The 15,998-nt window shown below is 52.4% G+C and carries 12 protein-coding genes; 8 read left to right on the top strand and 4 right to left on the bottom strand.

The genetic code is table 11. From position 1 onward, the window contains the following. Positions 1–11 precede the first annotated feature (11 nt). The 3 genes from IOB61_RS06450 to galU form a co-directional block, all read right to left on the bottom strand. Positions 12–1,286 carry a glycosyltransferase gene (locus tag IOB61_RS06450; protein ID WP_290813902.1) on the bottom strand — a complete coding sequence of 425 codons (1,275 nt, stop codon included), beginning with the start codon at positions 1,284–1,286 and terminating at the stop codon, positions 12–14. Positions 1,287–1,370: 84 nt separating this feature from the next. Further along, entirely contained in the window at positions 1,371–2,675 is a 1,305-nt protein-coding gene (locus tag IOB61_RS06445) for a UDP-glucose/GDP-mannose dehydrogenase family protein (RefSeq protein WP_085341264.1), read from the bottom strand. Positions 2,676–2,831: 156 nt separating this feature from the next. Further along, entirely contained in the window at positions 2,832–3,707 is an 876-nt protein-coding gene (galU, locus tag IOB61_RS06440) for a UTP--glucose-1-phosphate uridylyltransferase GalU (RefSeq protein ID WP_290813898.1), read from the bottom strand. Between the two features lie 276 nt (positions 3,708–3,983). Between galU and fsa the strand changes: the two genes are divergently transcribed. The 7 genes from fsa to IOB61_RS06405 all read left to right on the top strand — a co-directional run bounded on the left by fsa (position 3,984) and on the right by IOB61_RS06405 (position 11,754). Then, positions 3,984–4,637, top strand: coding sequence for a fructose-6-phosphate aldolase (gene fsa, locus IOB61_RS06435; RefSeq protein ID WP_085341262.1), 654 nt, complete (start codon positions 3,984–3,986; stop codon positions 4,635–4,637). Positions 4,638–4,723: 86 nt separating this feature from the next. Then, complete coding sequence (locus IOB61_RS06430; RefSeq protein WP_085341368.1) at positions 4,724–5,794, top strand: mannose-1-phosphate guanylyltransferase/mannose-6-phosphate isomerase; 1,071 nt, start codon at positions 4,724–4,726, stop codon at positions 5,792–5,794. 1 nt (position 5,795) lies between these two features. Beyond that, positions 5,796–6,662, top strand: a complete 867-nt coding sequence (gene purU / locus IOB61_RS06425) for a formyltetrahydrofolate deformylase (protein ID WP_085341261.1) — start codon at positions 5,796–5,798, stop codon at positions 6,660–6,662. Between the two features lie 116 nt (positions 6,663–6,778). Beyond that, positions 6,779–8,296 (top strand): phosphomannomutase/phosphoglucomutase, encoded by a 1,518-nt coding sequence (locus IOB61_RS06420; protein WP_085341367.1) that lies wholly within the window; start codon positions 6,779–6,781, stop codon positions 8,294–8,296. A gap of 21 nt (positions 8,297–8,317) precedes the next feature. After that, on the top strand, positions 8,318–9,457 hold the full coding sequence (locus IOB61_RS06415; RefSeq protein WP_290813889.1) for an AGE family epimerase/isomerase: 1,140 nt from the start codon (positions 8,318–8,320) through the stop codon (positions 9,455–9,457). Between the two features lie 62 nt (positions 9,458–9,519). After that, a complete protein-coding gene (locus tag IOB61_RS06410) occupies positions 9,520–10,440 on the top strand; it encodes a Gfo/Idh/MocA family oxidoreductase (protein WP_290813886.1) in 921 nt (306 codons plus the stop codon). Positions 10,441–10,566: 126 nt separating this feature from the next. Continuing rightward, complete coding sequence (locus IOB61_RS06405; protein WP_290813883.1) at positions 10,567–11,754, top strand: DegT/DnrJ/EryC1/StrS aminotransferase family protein; 1,188 nt, start codon at positions 10,567–10,569, stop codon at positions 11,752–11,754. A gap of 124 nt (positions 11,755–11,878) precedes the next feature. On the opposite strand, the gene IOB61_RS06400 is transcribed toward IOB61_RS06405, so the two are convergent. Continuing rightward, positions 11,879–12,727, bottom strand: a complete 849-nt coding sequence (locus tag IOB61_RS06400) for a hypothetical protein (protein ID WP_290813880.1) — start codon at positions 12,725–12,727, stop codon at positions 11,879–11,881. Between the two features lie 434 nt (positions 12,728–13,161). Here IOB61_RS06400 and IOB61_RS06395 point away from each other — a divergent pair, with 434 nt between their 5' ends. Beyond that, positions 13,162–15,930 carry a glycosyltransferase gene (locus IOB61_RS06395; RefSeq protein WP_290813877.1) on the top strand — a complete coding sequence of 923 codons (2,769 nt, stop codon included), beginning with the start codon at positions 13,162–13,164 and terminating at the stop codon, positions 15,928–15,930. Positions 15,931–15,998 lie beyond the last annotated feature (68 nt).

The following is a 15,998-nucleotide window of genomic DNA, read 5'->3' as shown; positions in this document are numbered from 1 at the left end:
GCCCACCGAAACTAGCTTTTAGCCGAATCCGTGTCGGTGCGATTCTTGCCATGGAGGGCTTCTATTGCCCGCCCGCTAAGGACCGCCATGGCTTTCGCCTTACCCGCTTCCGCCAGCTCAAGGCGTTGACCAGGATTGCGAGCCAAGGTTTGAAGCCAGCGGATGGCCTCATCCATGCGGGGCTCGGCCCATCTTGCTGCCTTTTGAGTATAGACCATGTCAGGATCATCAAGTGCCACAAGGTCAGCATTGACCAAAGCCACGCATTTATTGTCCATAAAGTCTAAGTTTCCCGACCACTTAGTCGCAATCAGGGGGCGTCCTGCTAACATGATTTCGGCGAGATTCAGCCCGAACCCTTCGGTGCGATGCAAAGAGATATAGACATCGCAGGCAGCATATAAATCGTGCAAATCTTCCAGGCCATCACCTGCAGGGCGCAGGATGATTTGCGGACCTGCAACTTGGGCAGCTTCTCGCAGGCGATGCAGCGAGTCTGGAAACCGATCACCAGACAAATGACGCAGGATTAACCGAGCATCGGGTTGATCATGAAAAGCGGCCACAAATGCGGAAATGGCCCCAATAGCATTTTTGCGGGTCAGGCTAGAGGCAAGTGAAAAGCTTTGAATGGCAACAAAGGCAGAGTCAGAAATGCCAAGCGCTTCACGACTCCGAGCGCGGCGCTCTGCCGTCACCTCTGGCGGCGGCAAGAGCGCGACCGGATGGGGAACGACATGAACCGGAACATCAAACAGCTTTTTAAGTGCGTTGGCTGAGAAGGTGCTGGGGGTCCAGATTTCGTGCGCAAAACGCCCAGCCAACTTCCAAAAAGCGGGCACGACTTCCAGTTCCCAGACCCAATAGCCAATTATCTTTCGATTGCGCAGCTTTTCTTTGCCCATTTTGGCAAGGGCGTGAATGGCAACGTCGGGATTCAAGGCGACAATCAAAACATCATCTGGTGCCGGCTCTTCGGATCGGATCGCAAGCTTTGGATCGATCGGTGCCCCAATCCATTCAGACGCATCAACTCGACGCACAATGATGCCGCGAGAGCGCAGTTCATAATCGAGCAGCTTGGCAGCCACCCCATGTCCGATCGGAGAGGAAAACGAACCCACAATGGTGACAGAATGAATTGGATTATCTGGAAAAGTTCCCGCTGCCGGGATACTTGCAGCCAGCATCGGCTCAGTCAAAAAGCGGATCCGCTTACCGATCATTAGGCGTGTCGGAAGCGGCAGCTTACGCCATAATCTCCGACAATCTTCTATGAATCCCATCGTGGTCTCCGCAGATTACCTCCTGAACCGTCATCTTTGGTTGTGAAGCGGTAATGCCCTTCTGTATGGCCAAAATCAAGAGCCTTACTTTCGACCAATGCTCACATAGGTGAACCCGTCCTTGCGCAGATCGTCTGGATTATAAATGTTCCGCAAATCCACCATGACAGGCTTTGTCATCTGCGTCGCAATCCGCTCAAAATCGAGGGCACGGAATTGGTCCCATTCGGTTAGGATAACGATCGCATCTGCATGGTCAGCAACCGCATAAGGGCCGTCTACCATCTCAATGCCAGAGAGCTCTTTTTTGGCTTCTTCCATGCCTTCGGGATCATAGGCTTTGATCTTTGCGCCCGCTGCCAGCAGAGCAGGCACGATGTCCAAGCTTGGCGAATCGCGCATGTCGTCTGTGTTTGGCTTGAAGGTCAGGCCCAAAATGCCAATGGTCTTGCCATTCACATCCCCGCCGCATGCTTCAATTACCTTGCCAGCCATACGCTTCTTTCGGTTGGTATTGGAAGCAACGGTTGCCTCCACAATCGTCACCGGGGCGTGGGCTTCTTGAGCCGTGCGCATCAGCGCCAGGGTGTCTTTCGGGAAGCAGGATCCACCATAACCGGGCCCAGCATTCAGAAACTTTTTGCCAATTCGGTTGTCGAGGCCAATCCCGCGCGCAACTTCTTGGACATTGGCACCTACCTGTTCGCACAGGTCAGCCATTTCGTTGATATAAGCGATCTTGACGGCCAAGAATGCATTGGCGGCATATTTGATCAATTCGCTGGTCCGTCGATCTGTAAACAGGATCGGCGTTTCATTCAAAAACAAGGGCCGATAAAGCTCGCGCATGACTTGGCGTGCGCGCTCATCCTCGGTCCCCACGACGACGCGGTCTGGTCGCTTGAAGTCGCCAATTGCAGCCCCTTCGCGCAGGAACTCAGGATTGGAAACCACGGAGAAGTCCCCTTTTGGGTTAACTTCCGTCATGATTGATTGAACGAGGTCACCTGTCCCAACCGGGACGGTCGATTTGTTCACGACGACCGTATAGCCTTGCATATGCTCGGCAATTTCGCGCGCGGCCTGCTCCACATAAGACAAGTCCGCATGGCCGTCGCCGCGCCGCGATGGCGTTCCGACCGCGATGAACACGGTGTCGGCATCCTTTACGGCCTCGCTTAGATCGGTTGTGAAGGATAGTCGACCAGCCTTCACGTTAGATGCGACTAAGTCTTCAAGTCCGGGCTCGAAGATTGGCATAATCCCTTGGTGCAAACGGTCAATCTTGCCTGCATCCTTATCGACGCAAATAACCTGATGCCCGAAATCGGCGAAGCAGGCACCTGAAACCAAACCAACATAACCTGTGCCAACCATTGTAACGCGCATGTTTCGAACCCTTATCTATATCGATTTCATGTGATGCAGGGCCGATCATATAGCCCAAATTAATCTGCTCTTAACCTGCTTCTTTAGGCGATAGGTTTGAAGAAAATAAGTCTATTGCTGTAAATGCGCAGGTCAAACCGCTGAACTTTCCAGTCTTTAGTCTCGCGCCAGCAGCTTTTCGATCATAGCCCGGACGTCTGGGCCAAGTTCAGGATCCTTGAGCGCATAACCGATAAAGGCTTCGGCATAGCCAATACGAGAGCCGCAATCAAAGTCGCGTCCCTGAAACTCAACGGCATGGAAGGCTTGGACTTCCATCAATCGCAGCATGGCGTCGGTCAATTGAATTTCGCCACCTGCCCCACGTTCCTGGGTTTCAAGATAATGGAAAATTTCTGGCTGAAGAATATAGCGACCCGTAATCCGCAAATTTGAAGGTGCAACTTCTTTAGCTGGCTTCTCGACCATGCCGGTGACCGGCATGGATTTGCCAACTTTAGGACCATGGGCAATCACGCCATAGCTCGAAACCTGATCCATTGGCACAGGATCTACGGCAATCACGTTGCCGCCAACCTCCTCATAGCCCGCAATCATTTGGGCTAGGCATGAAGGGCTTGCCTGCACCAAAACGTCCGGCAGCAAAACAGCAAAAGGCTCGTTACCAATAATGTCTCGGGCGCACCAAACCGCATGTCCAAGGCCGAGCGGTGATTGTTGGCGTACAAAGCTTTTTGACCCCGCCTCTGGCAGCATGTCCTCAAGCATTTTCAATTGCACAGTCTTGCCGGCCCGACGCAGGGAGTCTTCCAGCTCATAAGCGCGGTCAAAATAGTCCTCGATCGCATTTTTATTGCGGCCAGTCACAAAGACAAAATGTTCAATTCCCGCTTCCAACGCCTCTTCAACAACCCAATGGACGGCGGGGCGATCAAAGACGGGCAACATTTCTTTCGGCAATGATTTGGTTGCCGGCAGCACACGTGTTCCAAACCCTGCCACTGGCAAAACGGCTTTACGAATTTTCTTCATGACTATTTTCCTCGAGCCCGCGCAAATCTGTGCGCTCTATAGTCCGTCAAGTCTTTAGTGCCCACCCGCTGTTGCAGATATCTGGGAGTGCCAGTCGACTCATAGTGTGCGGCAAGTAGCAGAAATCGTGCCATGAGTGGTTGAAAAACTGCGGTTTTCGCAGCGATTGAACCGACCAAACACCGGCAAACTGGGCGCTGGCCTTGAGGCGATGTCTTGCGTGCTTTATGCGGGCTCCTGATCATTCGCCTGTCACACCCATGGACTGGACCCCTCATGAAGATTTTTATTGATACTGCCGAAGTCGCCGATCTGAAAATTCTGGCTGCAACTGGCCTCGTTGACGGCGTGACGACAAATCCATCTCTGATCGCAAAGTCCGGGCGCAAGATTGCCGATGCTATTGAAGAGATCTGTGCATTGATTCCTGGCCCCATCAGCGCAGAAGCTGTGGCAAGCGATTATGATACCTTGCTGGCTGAGGGCCGCTTTTTGGCAAAGATCGCCCCAAATGTCGTGGTTAAGCTGCCTTTGACCCCTGTTGGCTTGCGCGTCTGCAAGACTTTGGTCGATGAGGGCACGCCGGTTAATGTCACTTTGTGCTTCTCGGCTGTGCAGGCCTTGTTGGCTGCAAAGGCTGGCGCAACCTACATTTCGCCCTTTATCGGACGTCTCGATGACAATGGTCAGGACGGGATGGAACTCATCCGCGATATTCGGGTTATCTACGACAATTACGGTTTTGAAACGCAGATCCTAGCTGCCTCTGCGCGCACAGCGATGCATGTTCGAGATGCTGCCTTGGCGGGTGCCGATTGTGCAACCTTGCCGCCTGCAGTCTTCCACGCGCTTTATAAGCACGTTTTAACCGATCTCGGGTTAGAAGCATTTATGAAGGACTGGGCTAAGACCGGTCAGTCGATTTTGTAGGTCGACTGGGGGAAATTGAGCCATAATGGGACTGCCGTTCTTTGATGGCGAACCCCGCGTTTAAGGGCAAGTTTTTGGCGAAACATATGCAATCCCCTTTGATTACTCCGGTTATCTTGTCAGGCGGCGCTGGGTCGCGCCTTTGGCCGTTGTCGACGCAGACCAAGCCCAAGCAGTTCCACGCCTTAGCTGGGGCAGCCACCATGTTTGGCCAAACATTGCAGCGCGTTGCGGCCGATCAGGCCGCGCAATTTGGCGCACCCCTCATCATTTGCGGCCTCAGCCACCTCGGCCCGGTCAGCGAGGAGCTTGAGCGAGAAGGGGTACACGCAGCAACAATCGTGCTCGAGCCCAAGCCACGCAACACAGCACCAGCTCTCGCCATTGCCGCGCTGATACAAGCCGAGCGGGACCCAAACGCGCTGATGCTGGTCTTACCTGCTGATCACGTGATTGCACGCCCGGAAAACTTGCATCGGGCCTGTTTGAATGCCTGTGCCGCGGCCCTAGACGGTCGCATTGTCACCTTCGCCGTAACCCCCACCGCGCCTGAAACTGGCTATGGCTACATTAAAAGCGGTGAAGCGCTCGGCGAAGGTGTGTTTGCGGTAGAAGCCTTCCGCGAAAAACCAGATTTGGCTACGGCTGAGGCTTATTTGGCCGATGGGCATTATGCTTGGAATGCGGGCATTTTCTTTTTCAAGGCCAGCGCGTTTTTGGCAGAACTCGATCTGCACGCCCCAGAGGTTCTAAAGGCTGCAAGGGAGGCTCTCGCCTTGGGGCGTCGGCACGAAGGGTGTGTTTATTTAGACGAGGCCGCCTTTGTAAAAGCCCCATCTATCTCGGTCGATTATGCGGTGATGGAACCCACTGACCGCGCGGCTGTGGTCCCGGTGGATATGGGCTGGAATGATGTTGGTTCCTTCCTGACGCTCTGGGATTTGGCCGAAAAGGACGCCAACGCCAATGTCTCCCAGGGACCCACCGCCTTGTTCGATACACAAGGCTGCCTCGTACGTTCAGAGGAAACCCCGGTCGCTTTGATTGGGGTGGAAGACCTCGTCGTCATCGCAACGGCACAAGGCATTTTGGTCATGCACAAGGATCGTGCCCAAGACGTTCGTCTCGCGGCGGACGCCTTCAAAGCGAAGAGCTGAAATGCCACGCGATTTCAACTACATTCTTACGGTCAGATGTCCCGACCAGACAGGTATTGTTGCCGCTGTCTCGCGCTTTCTCGCCGACCGCGGACTAACCATTGAAGAAGCCGATCATTTCCATGATCAGCTTGAAGGCCATTTCTTCATGCGGACGGCCTTCAAGTCGAGCTCTGAGTCTGTCCCATTGCCCTTGATGGAGTTGCAAGCTGGCTTTGCGCCTATCGCGCGTCGCTACAAGATGGATTGGGCGTTTCATCCGACCAGCGAGAAGCCACGCATTGTTCTGGCGGTTTCTAAGTCCGGCCATTGCCTGAATGATTTGTTGCACCGCTGGCGGTCTGGCTGGTTACGGGCAGATATTGTCGGTGTTGTATCCAATCATGAAGATCTACGTGAAGAAGTCCAATGGCATGGATTGCCCTATCTTTATCGACCTGTAAGTCCAGAGACTAAAGCGCAAGCTGAGGCGGACTTTCTAGCCTTTATGCAAGAGCATCGAGCCAATCTCTTGGTGCTCGCCCGCTATATGCAAGTCTTGACGCCAGAGACAGTGGCAGCCCTGCACGGCCGGTGTATCAATATCCACCATTCCTTTTTGCCGGGATTTAAAGGGGCCAAACCATACCACCAAGCGCATGCGCGGGGCGTGAAAATGATCGGGGCGAGCGCTCATTATGTGACTGCCGATCTAGACGAAGGACCCATTATCGAGCAAGGGGTAGAGCGCGTCACCCATTCCGATACGCCCGATGATTTGATCGAAATTGGTCGCGATCTCGAATGCACCGTACTCGCTCGTGCGGTCCGGTGGCATTGTGAACATCGTGTTCTCTTGGCCGGTCATCGTACAGTAGTTTTTCGCTAACTAGATTTGGGTGCGCAAGAACCCGCATCCCAACAAGTCATTCCCTTTATTCTAACCGCATTCCGCGCTAGTGCACTGCCACTTCAATTGGAGCTCACAAGATGACGAACACCACGATGCCTAAACCCTTGACGGATTTGGCAACCAATACTCTCGAATTTGAGATGAATCCTTTGGTGAAAGCCACTGGCTTCCGTGAGTATGATGCCCGTTGGTGGTTTGGCATTCAGGGCAATGCAAAAGCGCCTGAGTTGAATTTTCTGGGGGTGCAGGCCTTGGGTCTGGGCCTCGGCACCTTGTTGCATGAGTATGGCGCGAGCCGCGTTGTCGTCGGTCATGACTTCCGCTTTTACTCGTTGTCGATCAAGCAAGCTTTGACCATTGGGTTGATGCAAGCGGGCTGTGAAGTTTTGGATATTGGATTGGCGCTATCGCCAGTGGCCTATTACGCACAGTTCGCCTTGGACGCACCCGCCGTGGCGATGGTCACGGCAAGTCACAATGAAAATGGCTGGACCGGCGTCAAAATGGGCGCGCAAAAGCCTTTGACCTTCGGCCCCGATGAAATGGGCAAACTGCGCGACATCGTTTTGTCAGGTTCGTTTGTTGAACGACCCGGCGGCAGCCTCACGCGCGTTGAAGGCATGCGTGAGCGTTACATTGCCGACGCGGTGGGTGATTTCAAGCTCAGCCGTCCGATCAAAGTTGTTGTCGCTTGCGGCAATGGGGCGGCGGGGGCTTATGCGCCTGATGCCTTGCGTCGGATGGGCGCAGAAGTTGTCGAGATGGATTGCGATCTCGATTGGACCTTCCCGAAATATAACCCCAACCCAGAAGACGAAGAAATGCTCCACGCGATGGCCGAGACCGTGCGTGCGACAGGGGCAGAGCTGGCCTTGGGCTTTGATGGCGATGGCGACCGCTGTGGGGTGGTTGATGATTCAGGGGAAGAGATTTTTGCCGATAAGATCGGCCTCCTTCTCGCCCGAGACATGAGTGCCTTGCATCCAAACGCAACCTTTGTCGTCGATGTGAAGTCCACAGGGGCATATGAGATTGATCCGGTTTTGAAGGCGAACGGCGCCAAGGTTGACTATTGGAAGACCGGCCATTCCTATATTAAGCGCCGTACCAATGAGCTCAATGCTCTGGCGGGCTTTGAGAAGTCTGGCCATTTCTTCCTGCGCGCACCCTATGGACGCGGCTATGATGACGCTTTGGTCGCGGCCCGTGTGATCTTGGCGATGTTAGATCGGGCTGGTGGGGCCAAGCTTTCTGAGATGAAGCAGAAACTGCCGCTGACCTGGACCTCGCTCACCATGTCCGCCCACTGCGGGGATGAAGTGAAATATGGGGTCATCGATCGCGTCGTGGCCGACTATGTGGCGCTGGCTGCTGCTGGCGGGAAAATCCTTGGGCGCGCTATCCGCGATGTAAACACGGTCAATGGCGCACGTGTAACGCTGGAAGACGGCTCATTTGTGCTTGTGCGGGCTTCCTCGAACAAGCCTGAATTGGTGGTCGTAGTTGAGAGCACTGTTTCAGATGCCGACATGCGCGCCCTCTTCCATGAGGAAGCCAAGCCACGTCTGTCTGCCTTCTCAGAAGTCGGCCATTATAATCAAACGGTCTAGGCCTTAGAGGGGCACCGGAACATGGACTTGGAGATCAAGCGCCTACGGTCTTGGATGTTTGACCACGCACTGCCCTTATGGGCAGATCGCGGGTGGGACCGGGTTCATGGTGGGCCAGTCGAGGAGCTGGCACTAGACGGTGGCTCTTCTGACCCGGGCTTTAAGCGTGTTCGGGTTTTCTGTCGGCAAGTTTATGTCTATTCCCACGCCTATCTTCTTGGTTGGCAGCCGGGCATTACGCACGCCAAAAAAATGTATGACGCAATGGTGTCTCATTGTTGGCAGGGGCCCGATTTAGGCTGGGCCAAACTTGTTACGTCGGATAATCAAATTCTTGATCCGACCACGGACCTTTATGACAATGCGTTCGCCCTGTTCTCGCTCGGCTGGTTTTATCGCATTTCACCCACGCCGGATGTCTTGGAATACATGCACCAGACTGTCGCTTTGATCGACACGAAGATGCGCCATCCAAAGCTTGGGTTTTGGCATCAAATTCCAGCTAAAGGGCCCCGGCTACAAAACCCGCACATGCATTCTTTGGAAGCTTGCTTGGCTTGCTTTGAAAGCACGCAAGACCCGATTTTCGCCCGATTGGCACACGAAATCATCGGCCTGTTTAACGGACATTTTTATGACCCAGCGCGTCGGACCTTATGCGAGTATTTCGACGATAATCTTGACCGACTGGCCGACGAGAAAGGCCATTGGGTAGAGCCCGGTCATCAGTTTGAATGGGCTTGGATATTGGCCTCCGCCCATAAGTTATTGGGCGTGGACGTCACCGAACAGGTGGAAGGCTTGATTGCATTCGGCGAGGAAAAGGGCGTCGATCACGCACGTGCTGCCACCTATAATGTCATCCTAGATGATGGGCGGTTTGTCGATGCGGGTTCGCGAACTTGGCCGAATACCGAGCGTTTGAAGGCCGCCGTGGCTCTTTTTGAATTGACAGGAGCGGATCCTGTTCCCGTTTTGCGGCCAACTTTGCAGCTCTTGCTCAACCACTATCTGGCGGTGGAGCCTTTAGGGGGCTGGATTGATGCGTTTGATCAAGCGGGTAAGCCCATCGCGCAAGCCATGCCGACCTCGACCTTCTACCATTTGTTTCTGGCCTTCGCCGAAGTGTTGCGGGTTGCAGACCGGCTAAAAGCACATTAGCCACTCGTCGCAATTCTTATGCAGGAGCGCCTGCGTTTGAGACCTATCAGAAGGCTCTTCCCGTGTCAGACGTTTCCATGCAGCAGGTCCGAATTGGTGTAGCGGGTGCCGGCGTATTTGGCCGTAATCATGCCAATAAGATCAAAGCCAATCCACGGGCCACGTTAGTGGGGATCTTCGATCTGAGTGCCGAGCGTGCAGAGGCCTTGGCCTCAGAAATGCAAACCCAAGCCTTTACAGAGCTCTCAGCTATTCTCGCTGAAGTCGATGCACTTGTGGTTGCCACCCCGGCCATCGCCCATGGTGGGGTGGCCCGTGCCGCAATTGATGCGGGTAAGCATTGCTTGGTCGAAAAGCCTTTAGCCGCGACATCTGCGGATGCGGATATTCTTTGCCAGCATGCCGCCGAACGGGGCCTCGTGCTGCAGGCGGGCCATCAAGAGCGCTATATTTTCCAAGCCATGGGTCTGTTTGAGGTTGAGGAGCGGCCAAGCTTGTTGCACGCAACGCGTGTTGGGTTGCCGAGTGTTCGTGGTGCCGATGTGTCGGTCACGTTAGACTTAATGGTCCATGATATTGATTTGGCGCGCTTGCTGTTTCGTGCTGAACCGGTTGCAATCACAGCAACACGCTTGGCTGGCCAGCCAGACAATCCAGATGCGGTCGAGGCTGTCTTAACGTTTGAAGGCGGCGGTGAAGCCCGCTTCCTCGCAAGCCGGGCAGCGGAAGAGCGTGACCGCCGCATGACGATCAATTATGCGGGCGGCGAGGTGGCGATTGATTTCATTGCTAAAAGCTTCAGCGACGGGCCCGGCTTTGGCCTGCATGCAGATTTTGCAACCCGCATTCCCGATCCCATGGGGGCAGCCACGGCGGACTTTATCGCTGCCATTCTCGGCGAGCGCCAAGTTGCAATTTCGGCGGTCGATGGCGCCGCAGCGGTGCGGATTGCAGAAGCAATCGATACTGCCACCCGCGCCTGATTGTTGTGCTTGGTTGCCAAAAGTGATGTGACCTTCTGTGGTAGCTTGCAGTAATCCCCCAATTCATGGCGTATGAGGCAGCCACGCCCTGTTTGCGGCCTAGTTTGAGATTGAGTGGTACAAACCATGACTGAGAACACCCGTCCCCCGATTGGCTTTATCGATCTGTTGGCCCAACGCCGTAGGCTTGGAAGTCGCATTGATGAAGCGGTAATGGGCGTGATCAATGGTGGTGCCTATATCATGGGTCCACAGGTCCAAGCCTTTGAGGCGGCCTTGGCAGAATTCGGGCAGGCGAAATATGCGTTGTCCTGCGCTAATGGCACCGACGCTTTGGTCTTGCCATTGATGGCCTGGCACATTCGGACAGGCGACGCCGTTTTCTGTCCAAGCTTTACCTTCGCTGCGACGGGCGAAGTTGTGCCTTGGCTGGGCGCGACCCCTGTTTTTGTCGACGTTGATCCTGTGACCTATAATCTCAATCCAGCCCATCTCGAGGCATCGATTGAGGCAGTCATTGCTGAAGGCAAGTTGAAGCCCAAAGTAATCATTGCGGTCGATTTGTTCGGCCAGCCCGCCAATTATCCAGAGATTTCGGCTATCGCAAAAAAATATGGCCTGAAGCTGATCGCGGACTCCGCCCAAGGCTTTGGCTGCACACTCCACGGCAAGCATCCCATTCACTGGGCCGATGTCGCCACCACAAGCTTCTTCCCCGCAAAGCCATTGGGCTGTTATGGCGATGGCGGTGCTGTGCTGACCGATGATTATGCGTTGTGGGAAGTGATGGATTCGCTGCGCGTACATGGCAAAGCAACCAAGAGCGACCTGGTTGGAAAAACCTTCGAGCATGATCCGAAATATCTCAACATTCGCATCGGCATGAATTCCCGCCTCGACACGGTTCAGGCCGCCATCCTTTTGGAAAAGCTAGCGGTTTTTGCGGACGAAATCGAAGCCCGTAATCGGATTGCTGCCCGTTATAATAAGCTTCTCGGCGACAGCGTGGTTGTGCCGACAGTCATTGAAGGCGGCGTGTCCACGTGGGCGCAATATACAATAGAAGTGCCTGATCGTGATGGCCTAGCTGCCTATGCCAAGAGCCGTGGCGTGCCGACAGCGGCTTATTACCCGATCCCAATCCACAAGCAGGATGTTTATAGCCGTTTCCCGGTTGGCCCGGGCGGTCTTCCCGTAACAGAAGCCAAAGCCGATCTTGTCATTTCTCTACCCATGCACCCGGATTTGGATGAGGATACCCAGGATTACATCGTCGAGACGGTTCGCAATTTTGCCGGGCGGAATGGCGTTTAGTTAAGATTTCCGTCCGGGTACGCGCACCAGATTCTAGCCAGAAAGTGGCAAGAAAATGATGCGAAGGAATTTATTGTCTTCTGTTAAAATGGAACAAAGTGGCCACTCGGTAGTGGTAAGCAGACTAGAATTCATTCTCAAGCATGACCTCCACGTCATATAGCCTTTTAAAGCCCTCTAAAATCTTCAGGTTTGTCCTCCAAGCAGGATCCTCAGTACTCGCAGCTGCGGGAAGATTTTCAAAAACAATGGCATGCTCGTTGAGCAATCCCTTTGTTAAAGCAACGTGTATCGGCGCGAAATTTAGATCAAGCTCCAAATTTATAAAATGCATGACTTCCATTATTAATGGCAAATCAAACACATGTTGCGCGCACAAATCAACTTCTGCATCCAAAATTTTTTCAACAGTCTTAAGGTTGCTTTTGGCAATCCTCCGCTGCACAACCCTATCAATTTGTTCAATTTCATTGTCCCACATAAACTTCAGCACGCGGCTTATATTGTAGGGGTCATCAAAGATCGCTTGGTTCCAAGCATACACAAAAGCGAGCATATGCTCATCGGAAATATCAACAGTTTGACGCTGAAAATCCTGAAGTAGGTGGCTTAGAGATGTCACAGGCCGAAAGACATCGGGGCAGAACTCGCGCTTGTTTATACCAAAGTAAAGCCGCCCATTTGGCTTGAGGCGGCCAACGATTTCCTTAATAGCAAGAACTGGGTTTGAAAGGAAATTAATTGATTGATGAAAGGCTGCAAAATCGAAATCTTCAGTCTTTAATCCAGCTATGTTTACGCATGTATTGCCATTTCTACCAGACGATGGATATCTGGGCGGCTTGATTTTGAGGTTTGTGACGGATTGGGCATTTGGGAACTCATCTAGCGAAGCTGTTGCATTAACGGCTAGCCCATGCCCTTCAAGCATCTCCAGGAGTGGTCTGCGATTTGAGGCGAGAGAAACGGCCATTTACCGAGTGTCCTTAATTTGATAACCAAAAACGCCTTCAATGTTGCTAACGAACGCAGTCTTATAACGCCTCGTCATGCACCGCCAACCTTGAAAGCGGTTGAAATTAAACATGATCGTTCTGCACTGCATCGCCTGTAATACTTTGTCAATCCGGCTGTAGCCGAGACGCAATATAGAAAGACTGTGCACCTAACTTGATGTTTTACGGTCCCGCATTCTGAACTCAATGGCTTACACTTCTCGTAATTGCTAGACAGTTCTGAGTTTCGATTTTCCTTCTGCAGCACTGCCCATGATACTTATAATCTGATAAGCTTAGTTCAGTTTGGAATTTTGAGCATTCGCAAGAGACAACTTGGAGCTGTTTGACATCAGTGGCAAGCCTATTTCAAATGAGTAAGATATTCACAAATTAAACTAGGAGTGCGGCGTTGAATCCCACCAAAGCCCCAACGCGAAGAAAAACGGTACAAAAAGAGCGGCAGGGTCTCGCTCAAAAGGGGGTCGTGACATCCCAATCTAAGTCGCAGGCAAATGCAGGAATAACGCCGGAGGGGATATTGCGGTCTGACAGCCTTAGAACAAAACATGTTCAATCAGCCAAACCCTCCGCCAAAGCAGGGGATTCTGTTTCTCAGACTTCAATGCCGTTGGCCGCCAAAGCATTTGTCGGATACTCCCTCTCTAAGCCGGTTGGATCACCACAAGTGGCAACGAAAATTGGACCGAAGCCTCCCCTGAAAGAGTTGGTCGAGGCAATCGCAAGGCCAGCTAACGTGCGTGTTCCAACCCAAAAAGTAAGGCTTGGCTCTGGCCCTGAATGGGTTGTGCCAAAGTCTGACGAAGAGATTATTGCCTTGCTTGAGGCAAGGCATAACGTGGATATCATGAATGCGAAACTTTTAGAGGAAATTACAAGTACAAAGATTCGGCTGAATGCTTTGGAAGCCTCAACGTCCTGGCGCATTACTGCGCCGCTCCGCAGCAGCGTCATGGCACTTCGCGCCCTAAAGAACCAGCCACGGGCTCTTATAAGCGGCCCAAAGAAAATTTGGCGAGAGCTCGAGGGCGAGCTTCGGGTGAGGTCAGTCCAAACACCTGCTGTCGCGCCTGTATTAAAGATGCCGCTCAATGACCGCCAAAAAAACAATCCACTCTTTGTGGGGATTGGGGATGGAGATATCGCCTCTATTCGTCTCGGATTGCAGCTGCCTCTCGAGGCAATTGCTAAAGAAAGGGCAGGCACTTCAAAAATCTATTATGAGGGTGATTTGCCCGCGTTTGAAGAAATCAAGAATGCTGAAGTCGTATTCTTTAAGCGGACCTACATGACGCCTACGGTTGAACTGGCTAAGGCGGTTGCTGCTGCCAATATCCCCATCGTTTATATGATTGATGATGATTTTTGGTCAATTCCACCAAAGTCACCATTAGGACAACGGTTCCGGGAACTCAATGCGTTTAATAATATCGCGGCACAGGTCAAAATGGCTGACCACACTGTTATCTGGTCGCCCGCGGTCCGAAAACGATTAGAAGCACTTACAAATCGTATATCGAAGTTTCGTGGACCATCAAATGCAGAGATATTCGATAGTCTTCCGCCGCCGGCGGCGATCAAGGCGGAAGAAACTCGCATCGGCTATGCTGGCGGTATTACCCATGCTGATGACCTTCTATTGTTAAGGGAGCCCATATTGAGGCTGCTTTCTGAACGGCCGACCCTCATCTTCGAGTCGATTGGGCTAGAAATTAGCTGGTTGGAGGGTCACCCTCAGTATCGTCATTTTAAGGGTAAGCCAAAGCTTGAAGAGTTCTATTCACTTCTACTTTCGCGATCATGGGCTGTCGCGGTTGCGCCGCTTGTAAATAACAAGTTTAATCTCGGGAAGTCGGATAACAAATTCAGAGAATATTCTGGTGCTGGATTGCCGGGGGTATACTCGAGAATGCCGGTTTATTCTGACAGTGTTGTCGATTTGGTCGATGGTGTGCTGGCAGAAAATACACCGGCTGCTTGGTACAAATCGATCGCAGATTTGTTAGACAACCCCAAAAAGCGGGAAATCATTGCCCAAAACGCCAAGATGATGGCTCGAACGGTCCTGTCAGAGGCCAGTACTTTAAAGCAATATGTTGAAGTCATACGCAAAGTGAAGCGAAAGCCTTACATTTTGGCGATTGGTCCTCAAAGTTTGCCGACATTTCGAATCGATATCCACGCGCCATTCTCGATACTGGAGGCCAAAGGTGAACTTGATTGGGGCTGCATCAATACTGAACACGCAACTAAAGCCGATATTGATCGGGCAGATGCGATTGTCGTTGTGCGTGCGGTCGAGCCTATTGCATTGGGATTAGTTGAGTACGCCCGCGCACGGGGTAAGGCCGTAATTTACTCTTGGGATGACAATTGGCTCAAGTTCCCAAAGGATGGGTCTCCTTTATCAAGTTTCATTTGGCGGAAGGAGAATCAATTGGCGCTCAAACAGATTCTACAGAATTCTCACGTTGTTAAGGCGTCAACCATAGAGATTTATAAAGAGAGCCTCCGACACAATCCCTTGGTTGTGATGTACCCTTATGGGTTCGACCTGTCATTGAAGGAGAAGATAAAACGCGTTCCCAAGAGCAAGAATGGCGTGCGGATTGGATACTTTGGAACCCCTGGCAGAGACAACCAGTTTGATTTTGTTTTAGATGCTTTAAAACAGGTTCAAGATAGTCACCCGGAAGTGGAAATTGAGTTTTTCGGCTTTGTCCCAGAACGTGCTCGCGAGCTAAAAAATGTAAAGGCAATCGCTTATCGAGAGGACTATGAAGGGTCTGTTCGGCAGTTTTTGAGCCGAAACTGGGACATTGGCTTAGCACCCTTGGCCCAGTTCGCATTTAATCGCGCTAAACTTCCAACCAAGTATCGCGATTATGCCGCTGGCGAATGTGCAGGGATTTACACTAATATTACTTGCTATCAAAACGTCGTAACCCATGGCAAAACTGGCTTACTGTGTGAGAATACCCCAGACGATTGGGCTAATGCCATCTTGGAATTGATTAAAAAGCCAGAGATGCGCGTTGAAATCGCAAAGGCGGCTTTAGACCATTTAAAAGCAGAGCTTTCAGCGGATCACGCTGCCGGTTGGTGGAGGGATACCCTTCATCTCGCGCTAACAAAAGCCGCATCCACAATTCGGGATTGATCAATAATCATTGCCCTAGCAGCTTGCACTCAAAGGCTGGTTGTTTCAGACGGCAATGCGCTCGTGTC

Origin of the sequence: Aquidulcibacter sp., from assembly GCF_020253525.1 — a bacterium.
Classification (GTDB): Bacteria; Pseudomonadota; Alphaproteobacteria; order Caulobacterales; family Aquidulcibacteraceae; genus Aquidulcibacter.
Note: the sequence above shows the minus strand (reverse complement) of the source record. Positions and strands in the feature narration are given on the sequence as shown.

Coding starts and splice junctions, on each gene's coding strand:
- IOB61_RS06450 (WP_290813902.1), bottom strand. CDS start 1,286: ATGGGATTCATAGAAGATTGTCGGAGATTATGGCGTAAGCTGCCGCTT.
- IOB61_RS06445 (WP_085341264.1), bottom strand. CDS start 2,675: ATGCGCGTTACAATGGTTGGCACAGGTTATGTTGGTTTGGTTTCAGGT.
- galU (WP_290813898.1), bottom strand. CDS start 3,707: ATGAAGAAAATTCGTAAAGCCGTTTTGCCAGTGGCAGGGTTTGGAACA.
- fsa (WP_085341262.1), top strand. CDS start 3,984: ATGAAGATTTTTATTGATACTGCCGAAGTCGCCGATCTGAAAATTCTG.
- IOB61_RS06430 (WP_085341368.1), top strand. CDS start 4,724: ATGCAATCCCCTTTGATTACTCCGGTTATCTTGTCAGGCGGCGCTGGG.
- purU (WP_085341261.1), top strand. CDS start 5,796: ATGCCACGCGATTTCAACTACATTCTTACGGTCAGATGTCCCGACCAG.
- IOB61_RS06420 (WP_085341367.1), top strand. CDS start 6,779: ATGCCTAAACCCTTGACGGATTTGGCAACCAATACTCTCGAATTTGAG.
- IOB61_RS06415 (WP_290813889.1), top strand. CDS start 8,318: ATGGACTTGGAGATCAAGCGCCTACGGTCTTGGATGTTTGACCACGCA.
- IOB61_RS06405 (WP_290813883.1), top strand. CDS start 10,567: ATGACTGAGAACACCCGTCCCCCGATTGGCTTTATCGATCTGTTGGCC.
- IOB61_RS06400 (WP_290813880.1), bottom strand. CDS start 12,727: ATGGCCGTTTCTCTCGCCTCAAATCGCAGACCACTCCTGGAGATGCTT.